Genomic DNA, 19,386 nt, shown 5'->3' with positions numbered 1-19,386 from the left:
CCTATGGAGGATATTCCTGGAAAATCCCAGATGTATTGAGCTATATCCAAAGCAAAACTGAACTGACTAGGTCCACCATTGAACAGATTATAACCCAATCCAATAGGATCAGTGACATTATAGTCAATCCCCAACTATTTCTTGACTTATCCGTTCAGGCCATCAACCGGGTGCTGCATGGACTGATTATTGACGGAATTAAATACCGGAAGATCGGTAGTACGGAATATAAAATATCCCTGTTTGAGGCACAGTAGTTGGAGATCTACCTGAACGACTTCTCCTACAAGGTAAAAGATACCAGCAAGACCATCTATGAAGAATATATCCCGCTAGATTCCGGTGTGGAGAGCCGATTTGCGCAGGACTGTGAAAGCAGCGAACAGGTGAAATTCTATTTCAAGCTGCCCAACTGGTTTAAAATTCCAACTCCTATAGGGAATTACTATCCCTACTGGGCACTGGTATTTGAAGGAAATGAGAAAGTTTAATTCGTTGCCGAGACCAAAGACACCGGCACACCCTATGTCGATCTTTACAAGCTTACCTCAGATGAGCAACTTAAAATCAAGTGCGGCAAAGCACACTTCGAGGAATTTGAAGATCTGGAATACAGAGTGGTTAATAAAGTTGGGCAGTTGATGAAATAGTTTATGGTTTAAAGTTGATACTGATTTGTTTTTTGTTGTATTCCTTTCCACTTGTTCGAATTTCAGTATGCACACTTCGAAGACATCGACGACACCAATATCCAACGCCTGATCACCCTATGCAAAGAAATGGACGAAACCATTTCCAGCCGGATTACCATCATCGATAATCCTTCGGATGGCCCCCAAAGTACTTTTTGAATGCCGCCGAAAAATGGGTGGCGTGTTTGTACCCAAGCCGCTCGGCAATTTCTACAATTTTTAAGTCTTTATCTTTCAGCAACTCCAACGCCTTTTCCATGCGCTTGTCTATGACAAAACCATAAACCGTCTGGTGAAAAGCTTCTTTAAAATGACGCTTCAGGTGTGATTCGTTGGTACCCACTTCCAGGGCCAGCTTTCTTAGGCTAGGTGGATCCGAAAGCCGATGCATCAGGATTTCCCTGGCCTGGTGCATCTGTTGTAGCACCTTGTCCTCCATTGCCTGAGGATGCCCGGTGATATCCAATCCCCGTTCCTTTTGCTGCATCAACATCAAAAGAAGGAATTCCAGTACTTTCATCTCTACCAGGTGCCGCTTGAAGCATCCTTCGTACTCGTTAAATGCCAAGTTACGCACGATCTGAAGCATCACCTCTCCTGGCTTGGACTCTATATAGATCTGGTAACCCTGCTGATGCCTGAGAAGCGATTCCCAGCCTTGAAAATCATCCAAGCCTTTCGAGACTTTATCGACCAACTCTGGAGAAAGGGAAATCAACATGGCGTCTACCGAACTTCCCGGCAACGAACCTACCGAAAACTCCGATCCTGCCCGTACCAATAAACAGCGATCTTCCACTACCTCTAGCGCATGATCGGATTTCGAAAAATGAAGCGAAATCCCTCCTTTAAGTACCACCCACAACTGGTAACATCCCGGTCCGATCAGGATATCCATCTGCTGGAACTTTCCCGATTCACCCGTAAAATAAACGTAAGATACTCCCTCAGAACAATACACCGTATGAAGAGAGAATTGTCCCTTTCCCGCTGGGCTTTTTATTTGATCCCCAATAAAGTGTCCTTCGTATACCAATTGAAGCCTATTTTCTCTATTCGCTCGGTTCACTCGTTTAGATAAATTTCCTTTTTCGTCATTTTCATATCCCACCTCGTCATTTTCAATTTCTCCCTCTCGCTAGATTTGCAGCCGTAAAGTTAATCGTTTTTAGATTAAATCTAAATAATAATAATCTACACCGGGTTATTTTATCCACCTACTGTTATGACAAAAACATACTTCCTTTTTTCCTGCCTATGCGCCACCTTGCTTTTCGCAACGGCAGATCCGGCTGAGGCACAACGGGTGCACGTCAATGGTCAAGTAAAAGACGCCTATTCTCGGGAGGCATTGCCAGGGGCAACCATCCAATTGAAATCCAACCCTACCACTTCGGTTACGGATTCTGATGGATACTTTCGCATGTATGCACATGCCGGCGATACGCTGATCGTCCGATTCTTGGGGTATAAAGAAACCTACTTCACTGCCCCCGCAGACGAGCAACTCATACAGCTCCGTTTGGAAGAAGATATCAACCAACTCGCCGAAGTTCAGGTAACCGGAGCGTTGGGATTTTCCAGGTCTTCCAAGGAATTGGGTTCCTCCGCACAGGTAATAGACTCGGAGAACCTCAATCAGGGCCGTACGGTAAATCCACTATTTGGATTGGCTTCCAAAGTAGCGGGGTTACGGATAAATCAATACGATAGCAAAGTAGATCCTGCAGCCATGATCGTATTGCGGGGCACGCGTTCCTTGCAGCGTGGTTCAGGCATCGACGGACGCTCAAACAACGAGCCGATCTACGTGGTGGATGGCGTACCCATCCCCAACATCAACCGCCTCAATCCGAACGACATTGAAAGTATCACCGTCCTGAAAGGCGCCAATGCAGCGGCACTCTACGGCTCAGAAGGGGTCAATGGGGCCATTATGATTACGACCAAGCAAGGAAAAGCAGGACAAGGAGAAGTGAGCATATCCAATACCACGACATTTTCCAACGTGTACTTCCTGCCCGAAGCACAAACCCTTTACGGACAGGGACAAAACGGAGTTTACAGTCCAACGGAGTACGAATCCTGGGGACCGAGGTTTGACGGCAGTCAACAACCTTTTGGCCTTCCCTTACCGGATGGTACCCAGCCAATGGTTGACTACTCCGCTCCATCGCGCGACAACCGATTAGACCTGTTTCAAACCGGTGTGAATGTACAGCATGACATTTCTTTTTCCGGTGGGGACGAGGTAAGTACGTATTTCCTATCCGCACAGCTCGTGAACCAAAAAGGGATCATTCCAAAGGACGAAAATAACCGCATGAATCTGCGCTTCAACGGTAGTCGGCAATTTTCGAAACTGAGCACATCCTATAACATCAACTTTATTCAAAATAAAAGCGATGTCACGCCGGACGGTCCATGGATAGCCAGCTATAGGATGCCAGCCAACTACAACTACGACTTGGTCCGCAACTGGGAACAACCAAACAGTCCCGGCAATCCCCTGAACTATTTTATCCCCAACGGTAGCTGGCTTCGAAGTCCTTATTTCCTAATAGACAACCTGCGTAACCAAAGCAACCAACAGATCCTAAACGGAAAGATCGAACTAAACTACCGCCTAGCGGACTGGATCGACGTAATGTACCGTGCGGGCTATTACGGAAATACCGAAAGCAATCGGAATTTCACCAACAAATTCGAAGCCCCGGGCACTAGAAACACCCCCGGATCTGTAAACGATCAAAGCGTGAATTTTCAGCGATTTAACGGAGACTTTATCCTTAGCATGAAAAAAGATCTAGGAGACGTAAAAAGCCGCTTGCTACTGGGTCAAAACATCCGGATGGATCACAGCAAGGTGCAGAATATCTCCTCCAATAACCTGCTCTACCGGGATATCATCAACCCCGGCAGTCGAGCGGGAGAGCTATCTGGCGGTACTACAATCATGGAACAACGTTCACTAGCGGTCTATGCTGAATGGATGACGGGTTACCGCGACTACCTTTTTGTAACGATCACTGGCAGAAACGACTGGAACTCCACACTAAGTCGGGAAAACCGCTCCTACTTCTACCCCGGTATCAGCAGCTCCTTTATCGCCTCCGAAGCACTACCCTTCCTGAGGCAGGCCCGGCAAGTGTCGTATGCCAAGCTGTATGCCTCTTGGAACAAAACCGGCAACGTAACCCTAAACCCCTATCAACTCAACAACCCCTATTCCCAGGCAAATGGATTTCCCTTTGGCAGCACCATCGGGTTTCTCCCCAGCCTGACAAACCCCAATCCAGCCATTCGGCCTGAGTTTGTCACCTCATACGAGGCGGGCATGCAGCTGGGGCTCTTCAACCACCGGGTTTACCTAGAGGCCGCTTACGTGTACTCAGATTCAGACGGGCAAATCTCAAACGCCAATGTATCCCGAGCTACCGGCTATAATGCCATGCTCGTAAACGCCGGTCGGATGACCAACAACATCATTGAGCTCAGCATAAACGGCGACTTGGTGCGAACCTTGGAAACCAAATGGAACCTGGGATTTAACTATACCTATACGAACAATGTAGTTAGGGAACTCTACGGTGGAGCGGAATTTCGGCAGAACTTCCGGCAGTCCTATGCCTTCGTAGGAGAGCAATTCCCATCCCTCTGGGTCAGTGACTACGCCCGGGATGAGCAAGGCCGCGTAATCGTAGATGCGCAGACAGGAGATCCCAAAATAGCAGAAGAAAATGTCCTCCTTGGCCCCATGGTACCTCCCCATATGTTCGGAATCAACTCTATGTTCGAGTACCGGGGATTTTCTGTGGGATTGCAATTTGACTGGCGAATGGGTGCATACTTCTACTCGGAAACGATTCCGCCCATGTACACCGCTGGCACACATCCGATTACTGCTGCCTACGGGCGAGAGCCTTTAGTCTGGCCCAATTCCGTCATCGAAACCGATCAGGGCACCTACATTCCCAATGAGAGCCTGTTGACTTCTGGAGGCGGAAAGGAATTCTGGACCGCTCAAGGAGCGGTGCAAAGCAATACGGCCGCCAAAGCCGATTTCTTCAAACTTCGGGAATTGAACATCAGCTATCAGCTGCCTACCGGATGGTTTTCGAGGGGATCCTTTATCCGCTCCGCTTCGGTGGGGCTAGTGGCCACCAACCTATTTATCATCACCCATGCCAGCAACAACATCGGGGATCCCGAATACCTCTACAATGCCACCGACGGCTACTACAGCTTTCGGCAGATACCCCCTATGAGAAATTACGGTTTCACGGCAAATGTTACATTCTAATTCCGGTCAATAATGAAAACTATCCGAATAAACGCTAAAATATACGTATTCCTTTTCCTTATCGTACTTAACATGGGCTGCGATTCATTTTTGGACGTAAACGAAAATCCCAACGCACCCATTTCTGAAAACCTACCCCTTAGCGCCAAACTCCCAGCTGCCCTAGTCGCAACTGTGAATCAGGAAGTAGGCCCAATCAATCAAATCGGTGGATTTTGGGGAGGTTACTGGGGCACGAACAACGAGGGTGCCAACCTATTTTTCGACCTAAAAACCTACAATGGCCTAGATATCCGCGACCAACGGGATGGGATTCCCATTTGGGAAAACGGGTACAACAACATCCTTTACTTCAAACTCATCCAAGAGGAGGCCGAAGCAGAAGGAGATCTTTTCTACGTAGGCTCCTCCAAAATCATGCAGGGATGGCTGTTCCTGAGACTGGTAGACTTTTACAACAATATACCTTTTGACGAAGCCGGAAGAGGGAATACCTACCTCAACCCTACCTACGAACCGGGGGAGCAGGTATATAGAAAGGCTGTCCAGTTGATCTCTGAGGGCATACAGGATGTAAAAAGCTCGAGCGTAATCCCTTCCCAAACCCATGGCGACGTGCTGTTTGGAGGACAAAAAAACCTCTGGGCAAAGTTTGGCAACACGGTGAAGCTTCGGGCGCTGATCCGGCAAAGCGAAAAAGGAGACCCCAATTACATCAACGCTGCATTGCAGGCCATTCAGCAGGAGGGCAGCGGGTTTCTCCAATCCGGCGAATCGGCCAGCGTAAACCCTGGCTACCTGAATACGCCGGGTAAACTGAATCCTTTTTGGGTCAGCTATTACCGAGATGCACAAGGCGCCTTTACCAGTAACCACCAGCATATCCGACCGACAACGTACCTGATTACCCAATACAAAGGCCTGAATGACCCACGGCTGCAACGGCTATACATGGATGTGAATGGGGAGTACCGAGGCGTCTTGTTTGGAAATCCCGATGCGGGGAATCCTGACTATTCACGAATCAACACGTCAGCATTCCGCGGCCCCGCAGAAAACGGCGGTAGCCCCACGGGAATATTTCATAGCTTCAACCAAAGCAGCGTGCTCCTATCCGACTCGGAAAGTTTATTCCTTCAGGCAGAAGCAGTACTGAGAGGTTGGTTGAGTGGTGATCTCCCCGGACTATTGCAAGCAGCCACTGCATCATCCCTCGATTACATGAAGGTAGGGGCCGTCGAAAAATCAGCCTACCTGCTCCAAGAAGCAGCACGCTTTGACAGTGCCGAAAACAAACTGGAGTACCTGATCCTTCAAAAATGGCTTTCGCTCAACAGTATCAGTAGCGTGGAAGCCTGGAACGACCACCGCAGGCTAGGGCTTCCCAATTTTCCGGCAACCATTGCTTCAGGTGTGGATGGACGTCCGCTACGACTGATGTACCCAGAGACAGAACGGGGCACCAACTATGATCAGGTACTCGCTCAAGGCAGTGATTTCACCCTCAGAGACAAGGTTTGGTGGACGCCCTAACTCGGCGTAACCCTAAAGTAGAAGAAATATAAAAGACCACTGATAAAAATTACAAACCGATGAATTCGAAACAAACCAATCAGGGTAGTTGGGCAAAAACCCGGAAATTTTTCAACGACGTCCATTTGTGGCTGGGACTGATAAGCGGCTTGATACTGTTAGTCGTTTGCTTCACGGGCACCATCTATGTGTACCACAACGAAATACGGGAAATGGGTGCTCCTCATCTATATAACGTAAAAGCCCTTCCTGGTAAAGCCAGACTAACTATAGACGAGGTGTTGGAAACCCTCAAGTCGAAAATCCCAGGCGACCTCACGGCTGTTCAGGTTCCCCACGATCCCAAACGAACACTGCAACTTTCCATACGGGAACAAAACGACAATAGCCGGGGTGGAACCACCTACTTTGTCAACCCCTATACGGCGGAGGTCCTAGGAACATCCAAGGACCCAAACCGGGCTAATGAGTGGCTGCGTACGATGTTTAGCCTGCATCGTTGGCTGATGCTGGATCGGATCGAAAATCCGATCATTGGCGAACTCCCCAACCGGACCCTGGGAAGCTATATCACCGGTGCGGCGACTATTCTGTTCACGCTCGGTGTATTGACAGGAATCGTCATTTGGGTGCCCCGAAAGGTGAAAAACTGGAAACAGGGACTTAAGGTTAAATTTGGCGGTAGCTGGAAGCGGACCAATCACGACCTGCACAATACCCTCGCCTTCTACAGCGCAATCGTTCTATTTATTATGGGCGTCACCGGACCCTTTTGGTCGTTTCCCTGGTACCGGGAGGGTCTGCAAAAATCCCTCGGCACCTATCAGGAAGCCCCTGCCGGCGGACGCCCGGGCGGAAGAAGCGAGAAAAGCTCCAACGACAGCCCACAGGCACCCCTGCTATCGCTAAATGCCTACCTCGCCGAAGCAGACAAACACCTCCCTTATCCGGGAGACTACCGCATCAATTTTCCGCGACCCGGAGCTGCAGAAATCAGTCTGACCAAGTCCAAAGTGGGATTCTTCGCCCCCGCTGCCGCAGACCGGATTACGCTTCAGACCAGCGATGCTGGCCTAAAATCCCTGGATCTTTTCTCAGACAAGCCGTTTAACGAACGGGTATCCGCATCCATCAAAGCACTGCATATGGGTGACGTCTATGGAGGATTCAGCAAGATCATCTATTTTATCTCCTGCCTGATCGCGACCAGCCTGCCCATAACCGGTACATTGATTTGGATCAATAAGATGAAAAAGAAAAAACCGAGGACAAAAACACGGAGCCCCAAAAAAGGCAATTCCGAAACCGCTCCAGATAGCCACCCCACATGGCGTCGGGCTGCCGGAGTCCATTGACGAGTACGCTGACATTTTTTGAACTACTTTTCCTACGGGGCTGTCGTTAACTGGCAGCCCCCTTTTTTTTTCTCTACTTCCTGATTTCAAAAAATTATTAGAAGTCCTAGGACTACATCTTCTTTCGAAAGGAATCCCCCTGTCTTTTTAGTCACCATAAAACCGCTCCAAATGTCCATTCAAAGCAGAGAAATCGAAACTTCGGTCCGGCCGCGTTATTCGGGGTCACCCGTTGAATACTTTAACACCTCAGCCAAGTCAGCTGATTCCCAATTTAAGCTTTCATGTTTTTCTACTATTATCAACTCCTTTCCCCAAAATTTGTCAAAAAGGTAGCTGTTTCCCAAAAAGGTCTCCAAGGCTTTCCTTTCCGCTTCTTTTAAATTCCCCGTTTTGAAAAGGATAATTGTCCACTCGAAAAGGAATACCGGGTATCCGATATCATCGGGAAATGTCCGGCCAAACCACCGCAGGTATCTCAGTCCGCCTTTGTAGTCTCTGAGCTTTATAAACAGTTCAGGCGGAAGGTATCTCAGTCCTTGGCTATCATCGTAAAATCCTCCCCAGCGATTTTGAAGTTTGCTTTATCGAGCTGCAGAAGAAAAAGGAATTTAAATGCAGAAGATTCAGGGCAGAAACTTTGGAAAATCGTAGTGGATGGTTGAAACCTGAATATTCAGATGGGATCCTTTTGCATGGCATTCGCCACTCCACAATTTTTTTATTCCTCCCCCTCCTGCACGGACTGGGTCTGTTTTTCGTAAAGCTCTGCGTACACCCCCTTTTTCAGCAGCAACTCCTCGTGCGTCCCCATTTCCAGCATATGCCCGTCATCCAACACGACGATCGCATCGGCCAGCTTGGCCGAAGACACCCGGTGCGATATGATGATCGAGGTCCTTCCCTTCATGATGGTACTCAGGGAGTTTAAGATCGCGTTTTCGGTCTTCGTGTCCACTGCGGAGAGACAATCGTCCAGTAGTAGTATCTTCGGCTCCTTGGCGATCGCTCGGGCGATGCTAACCCTTTGCTTTTGTCCCCCGGAAAGCGTGATTCCCCGCTCACCGAGGCGGGTATTGAATCCTTGCGGAAAATCTACAATGTTTTGATATACATCCGCATCCCTTGCTGCCTTTTCGACCAATTCCGGCGTCACCAGCTGCTGCTCCAGTCCAAAACCAATATTATTAGAGATAGTATCGCTAAACAAAAATACGTCCTGCGGCACATACCCGATTTGCCTCCTAAGAGCAGAAATGTCGTAGGCGCGAATATCCATACCATCTATCCGAATTTGCCCGGAACTTGCGTCGTACATCCGCATCAGCAGGTTTGCTATGGTGGACTTTCCAGAACCTGTAGTCCCGATGATCGCCAATGACTGGCCCTCCTTTATCTGAAAACTGACATTTTCCAATGCTTTGATCCCTGAGTCCGGGTATTCAAAGGACACGTTTTCCAGCTCGATCGTTCCGACAATCTCCCTATCCAGGTGTTCGGTACTTACAATGGGGTTTTGTTCATCTAAAAATTCATTGATTCGGGTCTGAGAGGCTGCCGCCCGCTGCACGATGCTGGTGACCCATCCCAAAGAAGTCACCGGCCAGGTGAGCATGTTGACGTACAAAATAAACTCTGCAATGACGCCGTACCCAATGGCTCCTGCGATTACCTGCTTTCCGCCTACATACACCGTGATGATCGTACTCAGCCCAATCAAGCCCAAAATAAGGGGATAAAACAAAGACTCCACCTTGGTAAGTCGAATGGATTTTTCTTTGTAATCTTCGCTCGCCTTCTGAAAGTCGTTGGCGCTGTCTGCTTCCCGTACGAAGGCCTTGATCACACGAATACCGGAAAAAGCCTCCTGCACAAAGGTGCTCAGATTGGAGAGGCTGCGCTGTATCTTTTCCGAGCGCTCATTAATCATGTTGTTGACCACGTAGATACTGATGGATAACACCGGTAGCGGCAGCAAAGAATAAATGGTCAGCGGCACATTCACGGTAAGCATGTAAGCAATCACCATGGGAAAGAGAACGATTAAGTTGATGCCGTACATCAGGGCCGGGCCAACATACATTCTTACCCGGCTGACATCTTCTGTGATGCGCGCCATCAGGTCTCCCGTGCTGTTCATGCGGTAAAATGCCAATGGGAGGGTTTGATACTTCTCGTAAATCTCGTTTTTGAGATCGTATTCTACCAGCCGGGACATCGCGATGATGGTCTGTCGAATCAGGAACAGGAAAAATCCACGCAACAGCGCCATTCCCAGGATTAAACTTCCAAAAACAACGATAAATTTTAAAAATACCCCTCTCGATTCAGCCGATAAGGGGCTCTGGTCAAAAAGCTGGTAATAACTAAAGCTTTCAACCACATAATCGATCGCAATACGCACAAGCTGTGCGGGGATAATCACAAAAACATTGGATATCACCGTGAAAATAACTCCCAACAGGAGGTACCACTTGTACTTGATCAGATACTTATTTAATCTCCAAAGAGGCTCCACAAAACAAAAATCTAGAAATCAGACACATTCTTTCACAATATATCAATTGCAATGCTTCATAAGCAGCTAAAAAATATTTAATTTTGTAACTGGTTTATGCATATGCAGACCCAAATATAACACAATCACAAAACCAAAGTTCAGATGTCGGAAATTAAAACAATAGAGCAGGTGAAAGACGGCAGCGTTTATGGTCAAATCATGCAGATGGGACACGAACAATTGGTGTTTTGCCACGATGAACCTACGGGGCTAAAGGCCCTAATCGCCATTCACAACACCGTCTTGGGTCCTGCCTTGGGGGGCACTCGTCTGTGGCACTATTCCGACGAAGCTGCTGCTGTCACCGACGTGTTGCGTCTGTCCAGGGGAATGACCTTCAAGGCTGCGATCTCGGGACTGAACATTGGCGGCGGCAAAGCGGTGATTATCGGTAACCCAAAAATGAAAACAGAAGCCTTTCTTCGGCGTTTTGGGAGATTTATCCATAGCCTAGGCGGCCGGTACATTACCGCAGAAGATGTTAATTTCACCACCTCAGACATTGAATACATCGCGATGGAGACTCCCTTTGTCACCGGTAAGCCGGAAATCAAAGGTGGAGGAGGAGATCCCTCTCCAGTGACTGCCTATGGAACCTATTTGGGTATGAAGGCGGCTGCCAAATTCGCCTACGGAAAGGATTCCTTGCAGGGCAAACGAATCTTGGTTCAAGGCGCCGGCCAAGTAGGCACCCACTTGGTTTCGCACCTGAACAGAGAAGGAGCGGTCGTTTTTTTGACGGATATCTTTGAAGACAAACTGCTGTCCGCTGCCAAAACCACCGGCGCTCAGGTCATTCAGCCCTCAGATGTATATGAATTTCCGATGGACATCTACGCTCCATGTGCCCTAGGGGCCACGCTTAACGATCAAACCATACCCCACTTGACCTGTGATATAGTCGCTGGTGCGGCCAACAATCAATTGGAGGAGGAAGGCCGGCATGGTCATTTGCTCAAAGATCGCGGAATTCTCTATGCTCCTGATTTCTTGATTAATGCTGGTGGGTTAATCAACGTGTACACCGAATACCTTGGCAACTACAAACGGGAGATCGCCATGAAACAGACGGAAGCAATCTACGATACCACCACTTCGGTTCTTCTAGAGGCGCAGGAGAAGGCCTTACCCATCCAAGATGTGGCCAATGAAATCGCCCGTAAGCGGATTGACCAAATTGCCGGCGTAAAGCTGTCCTATTGACAACAGCAGACACAATGAACATCAAACGAGCCCGCAGTGGATCAAAAACACCCCACACGCCGATCGTTTGACTCTATATCCGAAATCCCTAACTTTGGGAATAATTCCTATTTGGAGGATTTCTATCCGAAAATAGTTTAAATTTGCGTTCTTTAACATCCGGTAATGCTAAACAGAAGAATTCTCAGAGTAAAGGCTTTTCAATCTTTGTACGCCTATCATCAGTGCAAAGCCTCCAACTTCAACTTGTCGGTAGACTTTATCCGGGAATCCTTCCAGCCTGACCTCAACAGCATGGAGGTACAGGATAAGGCGCAGCTTAAAAAGGATGCAGAAACCTGTATTGACCTTTTCACCCGCAGCCAGGACGCGCGTACACTCGTAGCTGATGGCAACCTGAGTATAAAAATAAAAAACGTAGCGCTGCATGCCCTCAAACAATACCACAAGCTTTGCGAGGCAGACCTATCGTTTTTGAGGAATAACATGGTGACATCGGCCGAACGCATCCCTGGCTTATACCTCTATGCGATCGGAATATTGCTGGGTTTCCGAAAACACGTGGAAAAAGAGGTAGATAAACGTAGAAAACTCTCCCAAGAACGCGTTTCGGTAATCGCTCCAGGCGAAGACAATTTGGCGAAAAACCGGATACTGCTGTATTTGGAACAAGATTCGCCAATCAAGAGTGAGTTTATCCGGCACCATGTCAACCTCGAGGACTGGAAAGAGGAGATCAAGCAATGGTTTCGGGATTACGTAAAGGTTCAGGAGGAATATGTAGCCTACATGAACCTCACCGATCCCACCCTAGAGGATGACCGTGCCATCGCAGAAAACCTGCTCAAAAAAGTGATCTTAAAAAACGACGCGATCCTTAGTCAGTTTCAAGAACTGGATCTAAACTGGACGGAGAATAAGGCAGTGGTGAGAAGTTTGGCACTAAAAGTGCTGAAAAATGTAGACATAGACCAGAAAGATTCTACCGAGATATTGCCTGACTTGGCGATTAATTGGGACGAGGATAAGGAATTCTTTCAGAATATCTTTAACTTGACTGTGGAATCGGAAAAAGACTACAGTGAGATGATCGCCCAAAAGGCGAAAAACTGGGATATAGACCGAATAGCGCTTACAGATAAAATAATTATTACCATGGCCCTCACCGAAATGGTGAACTTTCCCAGCATACCGGTAAAAGTAACGATCAATGAGTTCATTGATATCTCCAAAACATATAGCACGCCGAAAAGTAAACAGTTTGTGAACGGACTCTTGGATGTGCTGGCAAAAGAACTAACCGACACGGGAAAAATACGTAAAAGTGGTAGGGGCTTATTAGACAATAAATAACTTACACATGAGCAATAAAGGAAATTCATTTTTCGCATTCTTTTTAGGAGCGGGAATAGGCGCAACATTGGGAGTATTGTTTGCACCGGATGCTGGCAATAACACGAGAGACAAGCTGACCTATCAATTGGCCAAGTACAAGGATGAATTGGAAAAGCTCATCACCGAATTGGTAGAAGGCAAGACCTTGGCCTCTAGCGAAGCCAAGTCGGAGGGAAATAAAGTGATTTCGGAAGCCAAGACCAAGGCAGAAAACCTCCTAAACGACGTCAATAAATTGATCGATCAGATAAATCAGGAAAACAACAATTAACTATATCATGACTAGAAACACGTATCTATCTGCTATTTTGCTAGCAGGCGCGTTGGCAGTAGCCGGATGCAATAGCAAGAGCACGGAAGAAACCGATCGAATAAAGGCCTTGGAAGACAAAATCTCCCAACTGGAGCAAAGCACGGTGGTCACCCCCACCAATGCACAAAACGTGCAGCCTGCCGACCCGAGCACGGTGGGAGCCTTCGAATTCGAGAGCATGGAATATGATTTCGGCACGATCGCCGAGGGAGAGGTAATCGAGCACGTATTTTCATTCAAAAACAATGGTCAAGCCCCGCTGGTGATTTCCAATATCCAGGCGTCTTGTGGCTGCACCAGCCCTGATTGGACCAAAAGTCCCATTAAGCCTGGAGATGAAGGCTTCGTCAAAGTGGTATTCAACTCGGCAGGCAAAGCCGGCGTTCAAAGCCCTACAGTGACAATTCAGGCCAATACTACTCCGAATGTCACACGCCTTAGACTAAAAGGCACTGTTAATCAGCGGACTGCTTCTGCCGAGAAACCAAGTTTGGGACCCGTTAAACGATAAACATGCTAAACGTTATTTTATTGCAGGCCGGCGGTGCCGGAGGCGGAATCATGGGGCAAGTGTTCCTGTTCGGAAGTATCATCCTGATCATGTATTTCTTTATGATCAGACCCCAGCAAAAGAAGCAAAAAGATACCAATCTCTTTATCAATGAAGTAAAAAAAGGAGATCAGGTGGTAACAGTAGGTGGGATTCATGGAAAGGTTTATGCCGTAGAGGGGGATACCGTGCTGATTGAACTGGATAAAGGATTAAAAATAAAAGTGGAAAAATCAGCGCTTTCGCTGGACTATACCAAAAAGATCAAGGAGTCTAAATAAAGGACCTACGTTGGGCAACATTCGACAATTCTTCGACAAACTCAAACCGAAGGCGTCTTCAAACTTAAAAGTGGTGGTTTTGTGCGTTGTCACGGCTACCACTTTTTGGCTTTTGAACGCCCTGAATAAGGACGACTACACCACCGTGGTGAGACAGCCCATTGCTTTTTCCTACGATCAGTCGGAGTTCATGCCCGTAGAACCACTTCCTGATCAAATTTCCATTGAGATCAACGGCAACGGATGGGACCTGCTGCGGAAATATTTCAAGTTCCAATCAACCCCCTTTATCATCGAGCTCGACGATCCCTCCCGAAACAGTTTTGTCCTGACCCGAAGCCTTCAGCGTGAGCTTGCCGAAACACTTACCCCTACACAACTGGTAACGATCGTTCAAGACACCATTTCGTTCAGGATTGACAAAATTATCTCGAGAAAAATCACCATTGAACCCGACACATCCGAAAACCTTCTTTCGAAAAATTTTCGTTTTGGCTCACCTATATCCGTAGATCCCGGTCAGGTAACCGTCCGAGGCCCCATTACCAAAATCCAAGATCTAGACGGCAAATGGAAAGTCGATCTGGGAGAGCAGAACATCAATCAGGATTTTGTCAAACTCCTGCCCCTCTCCGTACCAAGAAACCTAAGAGATTACCTGACATTGGATGAGGAATCGGTATTGGTCTCCTTTGAGGTAGTGGAGTTTGTCGAGGGCAAAAAAACACTGGAGATTCAAAAAACATTTCTCCCCTCAAATGTAAAGATTGAACCAGACGTTTCAGCCGTGAACATGTTCTACCTTCTTGACGAGCGAAAAGTAGCAGACTTCGAAAAGTTGGATTTGAAAGCAATTCTCAGCTACAACAACCGCAACCGGGAAGACAGCACCGTTTCCGTGAATTTGAGCGCAGACCCTTCCTACCTGGAAGTCATTGGCTTTGAACCCGCCACCTTCAAATTGATCTATGAGTGAGCCCAAAAAATTACTGGTGGGTATCACCGGTGGAATAGGTGCTGGAAAAACGCTAGTCGCTAAAATCTTCAACCTCCTCGGAGTCCCTATTTACTACGCCGACGACAGAGCCAAATGGCTCATGACGAACCACGCCCCCCTGCGAGAAGCAATCGTAAAGGCATTTGGTCGGGAATCCTACCAATCCGACGGCAGCCTTAACAGAAGTTATCTAGCCTCAAAAGTATTTGCCGAAAAACACAATACCGAGCTTATCAATGGACTGGTACACCCCTTTGTGGGAGAGGACTTCCGAACTTGGTCTCACAGACAGGATACACCCTATGTACTGAAGGAGGCTGCCTTACTGTTCGAAACCGGATCCTATCAGGAACTGGACCGTATCATCACCGTTACCGCTCCGGAAAGCTTACGGATCTTCAGAGTCTTACTTCGGGATCCACAGCGAACCAAAGAGGAGGTGAAAGCGATCATCGATCGGCAGTGGGCGGATGACAAAAAAAAGCAAGCGTCTGCTTTTGTGATCGATAATTCAGAGCAAAAAATGGTGATCCCACAGGTATTGAAAATCCATCAGCAACTAATCGGTCCGAAACGCTAAGCCTATTAGGCAATCTTTTCCAGGGAAATCTGATCTAAGTAAAACTTCATCCGTGAATGCCGGTGGTTTAGAAATTCAATCTTATCGATGCGGTCGTGCTTGTGGTTGTAAAACACCTCCACATACTCCTGCCCCAGGAGGTAGAGATTTACCTTGTAGGCATAATAGCGAATGGCCACCACGAAGGTTCCCTCCGTATAGAGTTTTTGAATCTTTTTATTCAATGAAAGTTTTCTGAAGTCCTCTTTGCTCATGGTAATCGCCTCAGCGGTTTATTCCCGTCTTTGCTGGGTTTCCAATTTCACCTCATTCCTCCGGGGAGATAACGATGAAACCGGAATTTTGCTTGCCTTTGTGTTGCTAAATTAACCATTTTTTTCAAACTCTTCCTAGCCATCCTTTGATCTGAAAACCAGCTGGCACAACCAGAATATTTATACGCTAAAAAACGCTGGGGATTTTTTTTACCAAAGGCTATCCACTATAATTGGCCTAAAATTACCGATGACCCGTATGCTGCAACGATCACACCGCTTTGTACCCATTTTTCTCCAACTTCTGACAATCGGCTACTTGCTGGGATTGTCCTCTTGTTCTCCTTCCAAAAAAATTAGATCCCAGAATATACAGCAGGTGATTGATACGGCCAAATCTTACAGGGGTACTCCCTACCGCTACGGCGGCACCACCCGGTCTGGGATGGACTGCTCCGCACTGGTATACCTTTCCTTTCGAAGTGTGGGGGTCACCTTACCACGGACCACGGAAGACCAAAGCAAAATTGGCAAGAATGTACCCAAAGGAAAACTGGCCAAGGGCGATGTGGTATTCTTCGCTACAGGCAACCGGCGAAGAAAAGTCACCCATGCCGGCATAGTCACGCAAACAGGCCGTGGCAACGTACAGTTTATCCATGCTTCCACCTCGTTGGGTGTTACCGAGGACAATGTCTTTTCAAACTATTGGTCGGGCAGGTTTATTCGGGCCAGGAGAATTTTCTAAACCCCTCGTGTGGGGCCCCATACGAAGGAATTCAACGACTAAATCCTCCTTTTGGAATTACTTATAAAAAATTGAGGTAAAGTGGATTAATTTTTAAAACATCCTTTGGTATTAATCTTTATTAACTAATTTTGCATCCGAATAAAAAAGTTCAGATCCTTTTCATCTTAATATATAAAAATGGCGAATACTGGTAAGATAACTCAAGTCATTGGGCCTGTGGTGGATGTTTCCTTTGAGGGAGGCAGTTTGCCAAACATCCTAGACGCACTTGAGATTACTAAAGAAAACGGTGTAAGAGTTGTTTTGGAAGTACAGCAGCATCTCGGTCAGGACCGTGTGAGGACTATCTCCATGGACTCTACGGAAGGAATGGTTAGAGGCATGGTTGTAACCGATCTAGGTGCCCCCATTTCCGTCCCTACCGGTGAAGGCATCAAGGGTCGGTTGTTTAATGTGATCGGAGAGGCGATCGATGGTTTGCCTCAACCTGAAAGCGGCAAACGGCTTCCTATCCACCGGTCAGCTCCAAAATTTGAGGATCTTTCTACTTCTACAGAGGTTCTTTACACCGGTATCAAAGTAATCGACCTCATCGAACCATACGCCAAAGGTGGAAAAATCGGACTTTTCGGTGGTGCCGGTGTAGGCAAAACCGTATTGATTCAGGAATTGATTAACAATATTGCGAAAGCCTATTCAGGCCTTTCCGTATTTGCGGGTGTGGGTGAGAGAACCAGGGAAGGAAATGACCTTCTTAGGGAAATGATCGAGTCCGGCATCGTTACTTACGGAGATGACTTTATTCACTCCCTGGAAGAACATGGTGGATGGGATCTTTCCAAAGTAGACGTAAAAAAGCTCGAAGACTCCAAAGCCACCTTCGTATTCGGTCAAATGAACGAGCCTCCAGGGGCCCGTGCAAGGGTAGCCCTTACCGGATTGACCCTAGCGGAGTACTATCGTGACGGCGAAGGAGAAGGTGCTGGAAAAGACATCCTTTTCTTTATCGACAACATCTTCCGATTCACTCAGGCAGGTTCTGAAGTATCTGCCCTATTGGGAAGGATGCCATCAGCCGTGGGGTATCAGCCTACCCTGGCAACCGAAATGGGTGCCATGCAAGAGCGGATTACCTCTACCAAAAACGGTTCCATCACCTCCGTACAGGCCGTATACGTACCTGCAGATGACTTGACTGATCCGGCACCGGCTACAACCTTTGCCCACTTGGACGCTACCACGGTACTATCCCGAAAGATCGCCGAGCTGGGAATCTATCCAGCGGTAGATCCGTTGGATTCTACGTCCCGAATCTTGGAGCCAGGTATCTTGGGAGATGAACACTATAACTGTGCAACCCGCGTGAAGGAAATCCTTCAACGCTACAAAGAACTTCAGGACATCATTGCCATCTTGGGTATGGAAGAATTGTCCGAAGATGACAAGCTCGTTGTTCACAGAGCTAGAAGGGTGCAGCGTTTCCTTTCACAACCTTTCCACGTAGCTGAGCAGTTCACCGGTCTTAAAGGCGTATTGGTCGATATCAAGGATACCATCAGAGGCTTTAATATGATCATGGACGGGGAATTGGATCACCTCCCTGAAGCAGCTTTTAACCTAGTGGGCAGCATCGAAGATGCCATTGCCAAAGGTGAAAAGATGATGGCTGAAGTAAAATAAATTGATATGCCCATGTGGGGTGCCTTTTCGACACCCCATTATAACGATAAACTATGCACCTAGAAATCATTACTCCCGATAAGAAAATATTCGAAGGAGAAGTTTCTGAAGCTTCGTTTCCTGGAGCCGATGGATCGTTTCAGGTATTAAAAAACCACGCGCCTATCGTGTCGGCCCTGGCCAAAGGATCTGTTTCCTTTTCTACGGCTGATGGGAAACGCACGGTCCAGGTTGATGGAGGAGTGGTTGAAGTAAACGACAATAAAATCATCGTATTGGCAGAGAAAGTACTGGTATAACTCCTTTATTTTCTACTCATTACCTAAAAGGGCTGCTCATTGACGAGCAGCCCTTTTTACATGTAGCACGATTTCCCCCAAGGCCTAGGCGTTGTCCTCCAAAATACCCGTCTCTAAACCGTCTATACTTTTTGTGTTTTTTTCCAGCCAATAGGCTTCTATTCCCTCTGCTCCCTTTCTATCAGCCCAAGCCGAAAGCGTAGGTCGTTCTTCTTTGAACTCCATCAGTGGCACAGCAAACCCACAGGATGTCTGTACGAGGTCAATCGACAACTCCACGACCTGCCTGGCACCTGAGATATTCGGAAAAAGGCCCAAATACTCACCAAACGACACATCCCTGGGATGGAAGATCTTGGCTGTGCCATACAGCCTCAATATCATCGGCTTCCCTTCAAAGGCACAAAATAGGATTGTCATCCGGGGAAGCAGGCGCAGGTGTGCCGCTGTCTCGTTGCCACTTCCGGTTAGGTTGAGCCAAACGAGCAGGTTATCGTCCAAAACACGAAGGGTGTCCATCCCTTTGGGAGAAACATTAACTCTACCCTCTGCGGCTGCAGTACCAACAAAAAAGATTTTCTGTGCTTCGATAAAATCCCTTGTGTCAGCATTCAGCGATGTAAATTTCTTTCCCATATAG

At 47.5% G+C, this 19,386-nt stretch carries 18 protein-coding genes and 1 pseudogene; 15 read left to right on the top strand and 4 right to left on the bottom strand.

From position 1 onward, the window contains the following. The first annotated feature begins 35 nt into the window (after nucleotides 1-35). Complete coding sequence (locus JJU34_RS21020; RefSeq protein ID WP_228694400.1) at nucleotides 36-257, top strand: hypothetical protein; 222 nt, start codon at nucleotides 36-38, stop codon at nucleotides 255-257. After that, a pseudogene (locus JJU34_RS21015) lies at nucleotides 258-650 on the top strand (hypothetical protein). It begins immediately after the preceding gene. A gap of 160 nt (nucleotides 651-810) precedes the next feature. Here JJU34_RS21015 and JJU34_RS21890 read toward each other — a convergent pair. Beyond that, on the bottom strand, nucleotides 811-1,761 hold the full coding sequence (locus JJU34_RS21890; RefSeq protein ID WP_228694399.1) for a helix-turn-helix domain-containing protein: 951 nt from the start codon (nucleotides 1,759-1,761) through the stop codon (nucleotides 811-813). A 156-nt stretch (nucleotides 1,762-1,917) separates the two neighbouring features. Between JJU34_RS21890 and JJU34_RS21005 the strand changes: the two genes are divergently transcribed. The 3 genes from JJU34_RS21005 to JJU34_RS20995 are packed head-to-tail and all read left to right on the top strand — an operon-like array spanning nucleotide 1,918 to nucleotide 7,883. Next, nucleotides 1,918-4,995, top strand: coding sequence for a SusC/RagA family TonB-linked outer membrane protein (locus JJU34_RS21005; RefSeq protein WP_228694398.1), 3,078 nt, complete (start codon nucleotides 1,918-1,920; stop codon nucleotides 4,993-4,995). A gap of 12 nt (nucleotides 4,996-5,007) precedes the next feature. After that, entirely contained in the window at nucleotides 5,008-6,528 is a 1,521-nt protein-coding gene (locus JJU34_RS21000; protein WP_228694397.1) for a SusD/RagB family nutrient-binding outer membrane lipoprotein, read from the top strand. Between the two features lie 59 nt (nucleotides 6,529-6,587). Next, nucleotides 6,588-7,883: a PepSY-associated TM helix domain-containing protein gene (locus JJU34_RS20995; RefSeq protein ID WP_228694396.1), complete on the top strand. Its 1,296-nt coding sequence runs from the start codon at nucleotides 6,588-6,590 to the stop codon at nucleotides 7,881-7,883. Nucleotides 7,884-8,604: 721 nt separating this feature from the next. Here JJU34_RS20995 and JJU34_RS20990 read toward each other — a convergent pair. Beyond that, complete coding sequence (locus tag JJU34_RS20990) at nucleotides 8,605-10,401, bottom strand: ABC transporter transmembrane domain-containing protein (RefSeq protein ID WP_228694395.1); 1,797 nt, start codon at nucleotides 10,399-10,401, stop codon at nucleotides 8,605-8,607. 144 nt (nucleotides 10,402-10,545) lie between these two features. Between JJU34_RS20990 and JJU34_RS20985 the strand changes: the two genes are divergently transcribed. The 7 genes from JJU34_RS20985 to coaE all read left to right on the top strand — a co-directional run bounded on the left by JJU34_RS20985 (nucleotide 10,546) and on the right by coaE (nucleotide 15,762). Then, a complete protein-coding gene (locus tag JJU34_RS20985; protein WP_301005427.1) occupies nucleotides 10,546-11,646 on the top strand; it encodes a Glu/Leu/Phe/Val dehydrogenase dimerization domain-containing protein in 1,101 nt (366 codons plus the stop codon). A gap of 165 nt (nucleotides 11,647-11,811) precedes the next feature. Beyond that, a complete protein-coding gene (nusB, locus tag JJU34_RS20980; RefSeq protein WP_228694394.1) occupies nucleotides 11,812-12,999 on the top strand; it encodes a transcription antitermination factor NusB in 1,188 nt (395 codons plus the stop codon). A 7-nt stretch (nucleotides 13,000-13,006) separates the two neighbouring features. After that, nucleotides 13,007-13,312, top strand: coding sequence for a YtxH domain-containing protein (locus JJU34_RS20975; RefSeq protein ID WP_228694393.1), 306 nt, complete (start codon nucleotides 13,007-13,009; stop codon nucleotides 13,310-13,312). A 7-nt stretch (nucleotides 13,313-13,319) separates the two neighbouring features. Continuing rightward, complete coding sequence (locus tag JJU34_RS20970) at nucleotides 13,320-13,865, top strand: DUF1573 domain-containing protein (protein ID WP_228694392.1); 546 nt, start codon at nucleotides 13,320-13,322, stop codon at nucleotides 13,863-13,865. Between the two features lie 2 nt (nucleotides 13,866-13,867). Then, nucleotides 13,868-14,185 (top strand): preprotein translocase subunit YajC, encoded by a 318-nt coding sequence (gene yajC, locus JJU34_RS20965; protein ID WP_228694391.1) that lies wholly within the window; start codon nucleotides 13,868-13,870, stop codon nucleotides 14,183-14,185. A gap of 73 nt (nucleotides 14,186-14,258) precedes the next feature. After that, on the top strand, nucleotides 14,259-15,161 hold the full coding sequence (locus tag JJU34_RS20960) for a YbbR-like domain-containing protein (RefSeq protein WP_228694390.1): 903 nt from the start codon (nucleotides 14,259-14,261) through the stop codon (nucleotides 15,159-15,161). After that, on the top strand, nucleotides 15,154-15,762 hold the full coding sequence (gene coaE, locus JJU34_RS20955) for a dephospho-CoA kinase (protein WP_228694389.1): 609 nt from the start codon (nucleotides 15,154-15,156) through the stop codon (nucleotides 15,760-15,762). The genes JJU34_RS20960 and coaE overlap by 8 nt, the downstream gene beginning before the upstream one ends. Before the next feature lie 5 nt (nucleotides 15,763-15,767). On the opposite strand, the gene JJU34_RS20950 is transcribed toward coaE, so the two are convergent. Further along, nucleotides 15,768-16,016: a hypothetical protein gene (locus JJU34_RS20950; protein ID WP_228694388.1), complete on the bottom strand. Its 249-nt coding sequence runs from the start codon at nucleotides 16,014-16,016 to the stop codon at nucleotides 15,768-15,770. Nucleotides 16,017-16,275: 259 nt separating this feature from the next. Here JJU34_RS20950 and JJU34_RS20945 point away from each other — a divergent pair, with 259 nt between their 5' ends. From JJU34_RS20945 to atpC, 3 genes are all read left to right on the top strand, one after another. Further along, nucleotides 16,276-16,764, top strand: coding sequence for a C40 family peptidase (locus tag JJU34_RS20945; RefSeq protein ID WP_228694387.1), 489 nt, complete (start codon nucleotides 16,276-16,278; stop codon nucleotides 16,762-16,764). Nucleotides 16,765-16,944: 180 nt separating this feature from the next. Then, entirely contained in the window at nucleotides 16,945-18,447 is a 1,503-nt protein-coding gene (gene atpD / locus JJU34_RS20940) for a F0F1 ATP synthase subunit beta (RefSeq protein ID WP_228694386.1), read from the top strand. 53 nt (nucleotides 18,448-18,500) lie between these two features. Further along, nucleotides 18,501-18,746 carry an ATP synthase F1 subunit epsilon gene (gene atpC / locus JJU34_RS20935; RefSeq protein WP_228694385.1) on the top strand — a complete coding sequence of 82 codons (246 nt, stop codon included), beginning with the start codon at nucleotides 18,501-18,503 and terminating at the stop codon, nucleotides 18,744-18,746. A gap of 84 nt (nucleotides 18,747-18,830) precedes the next feature. Here atpC and JJU34_RS20930 read toward each other — a convergent pair whose 3' ends face one another. Then, nucleotides 18,831-19,382, bottom strand: a complete 552-nt coding sequence (locus JJU34_RS20930; RefSeq protein ID WP_228694384.1) for a pyridoxamine 5'-phosphate oxidase family protein — start codon at nucleotides 19,380-19,382, stop codon at nucleotides 18,831-18,833. Nucleotides 19,383-19,386: the final 4 nt, after the last annotated feature.

The organism is Lunatimonas sp., assembly GCF_020832325.1.
Classification (GTDB): Bacteria; Bacteroidota; Bacteroidia; order Cytophagales; family Cyclobacteriaceae; genus Lunatimonas.
Note: the sequence above shows the minus strand (reverse complement) of the source record. Positions and strands in the feature narration are given on the sequence as shown.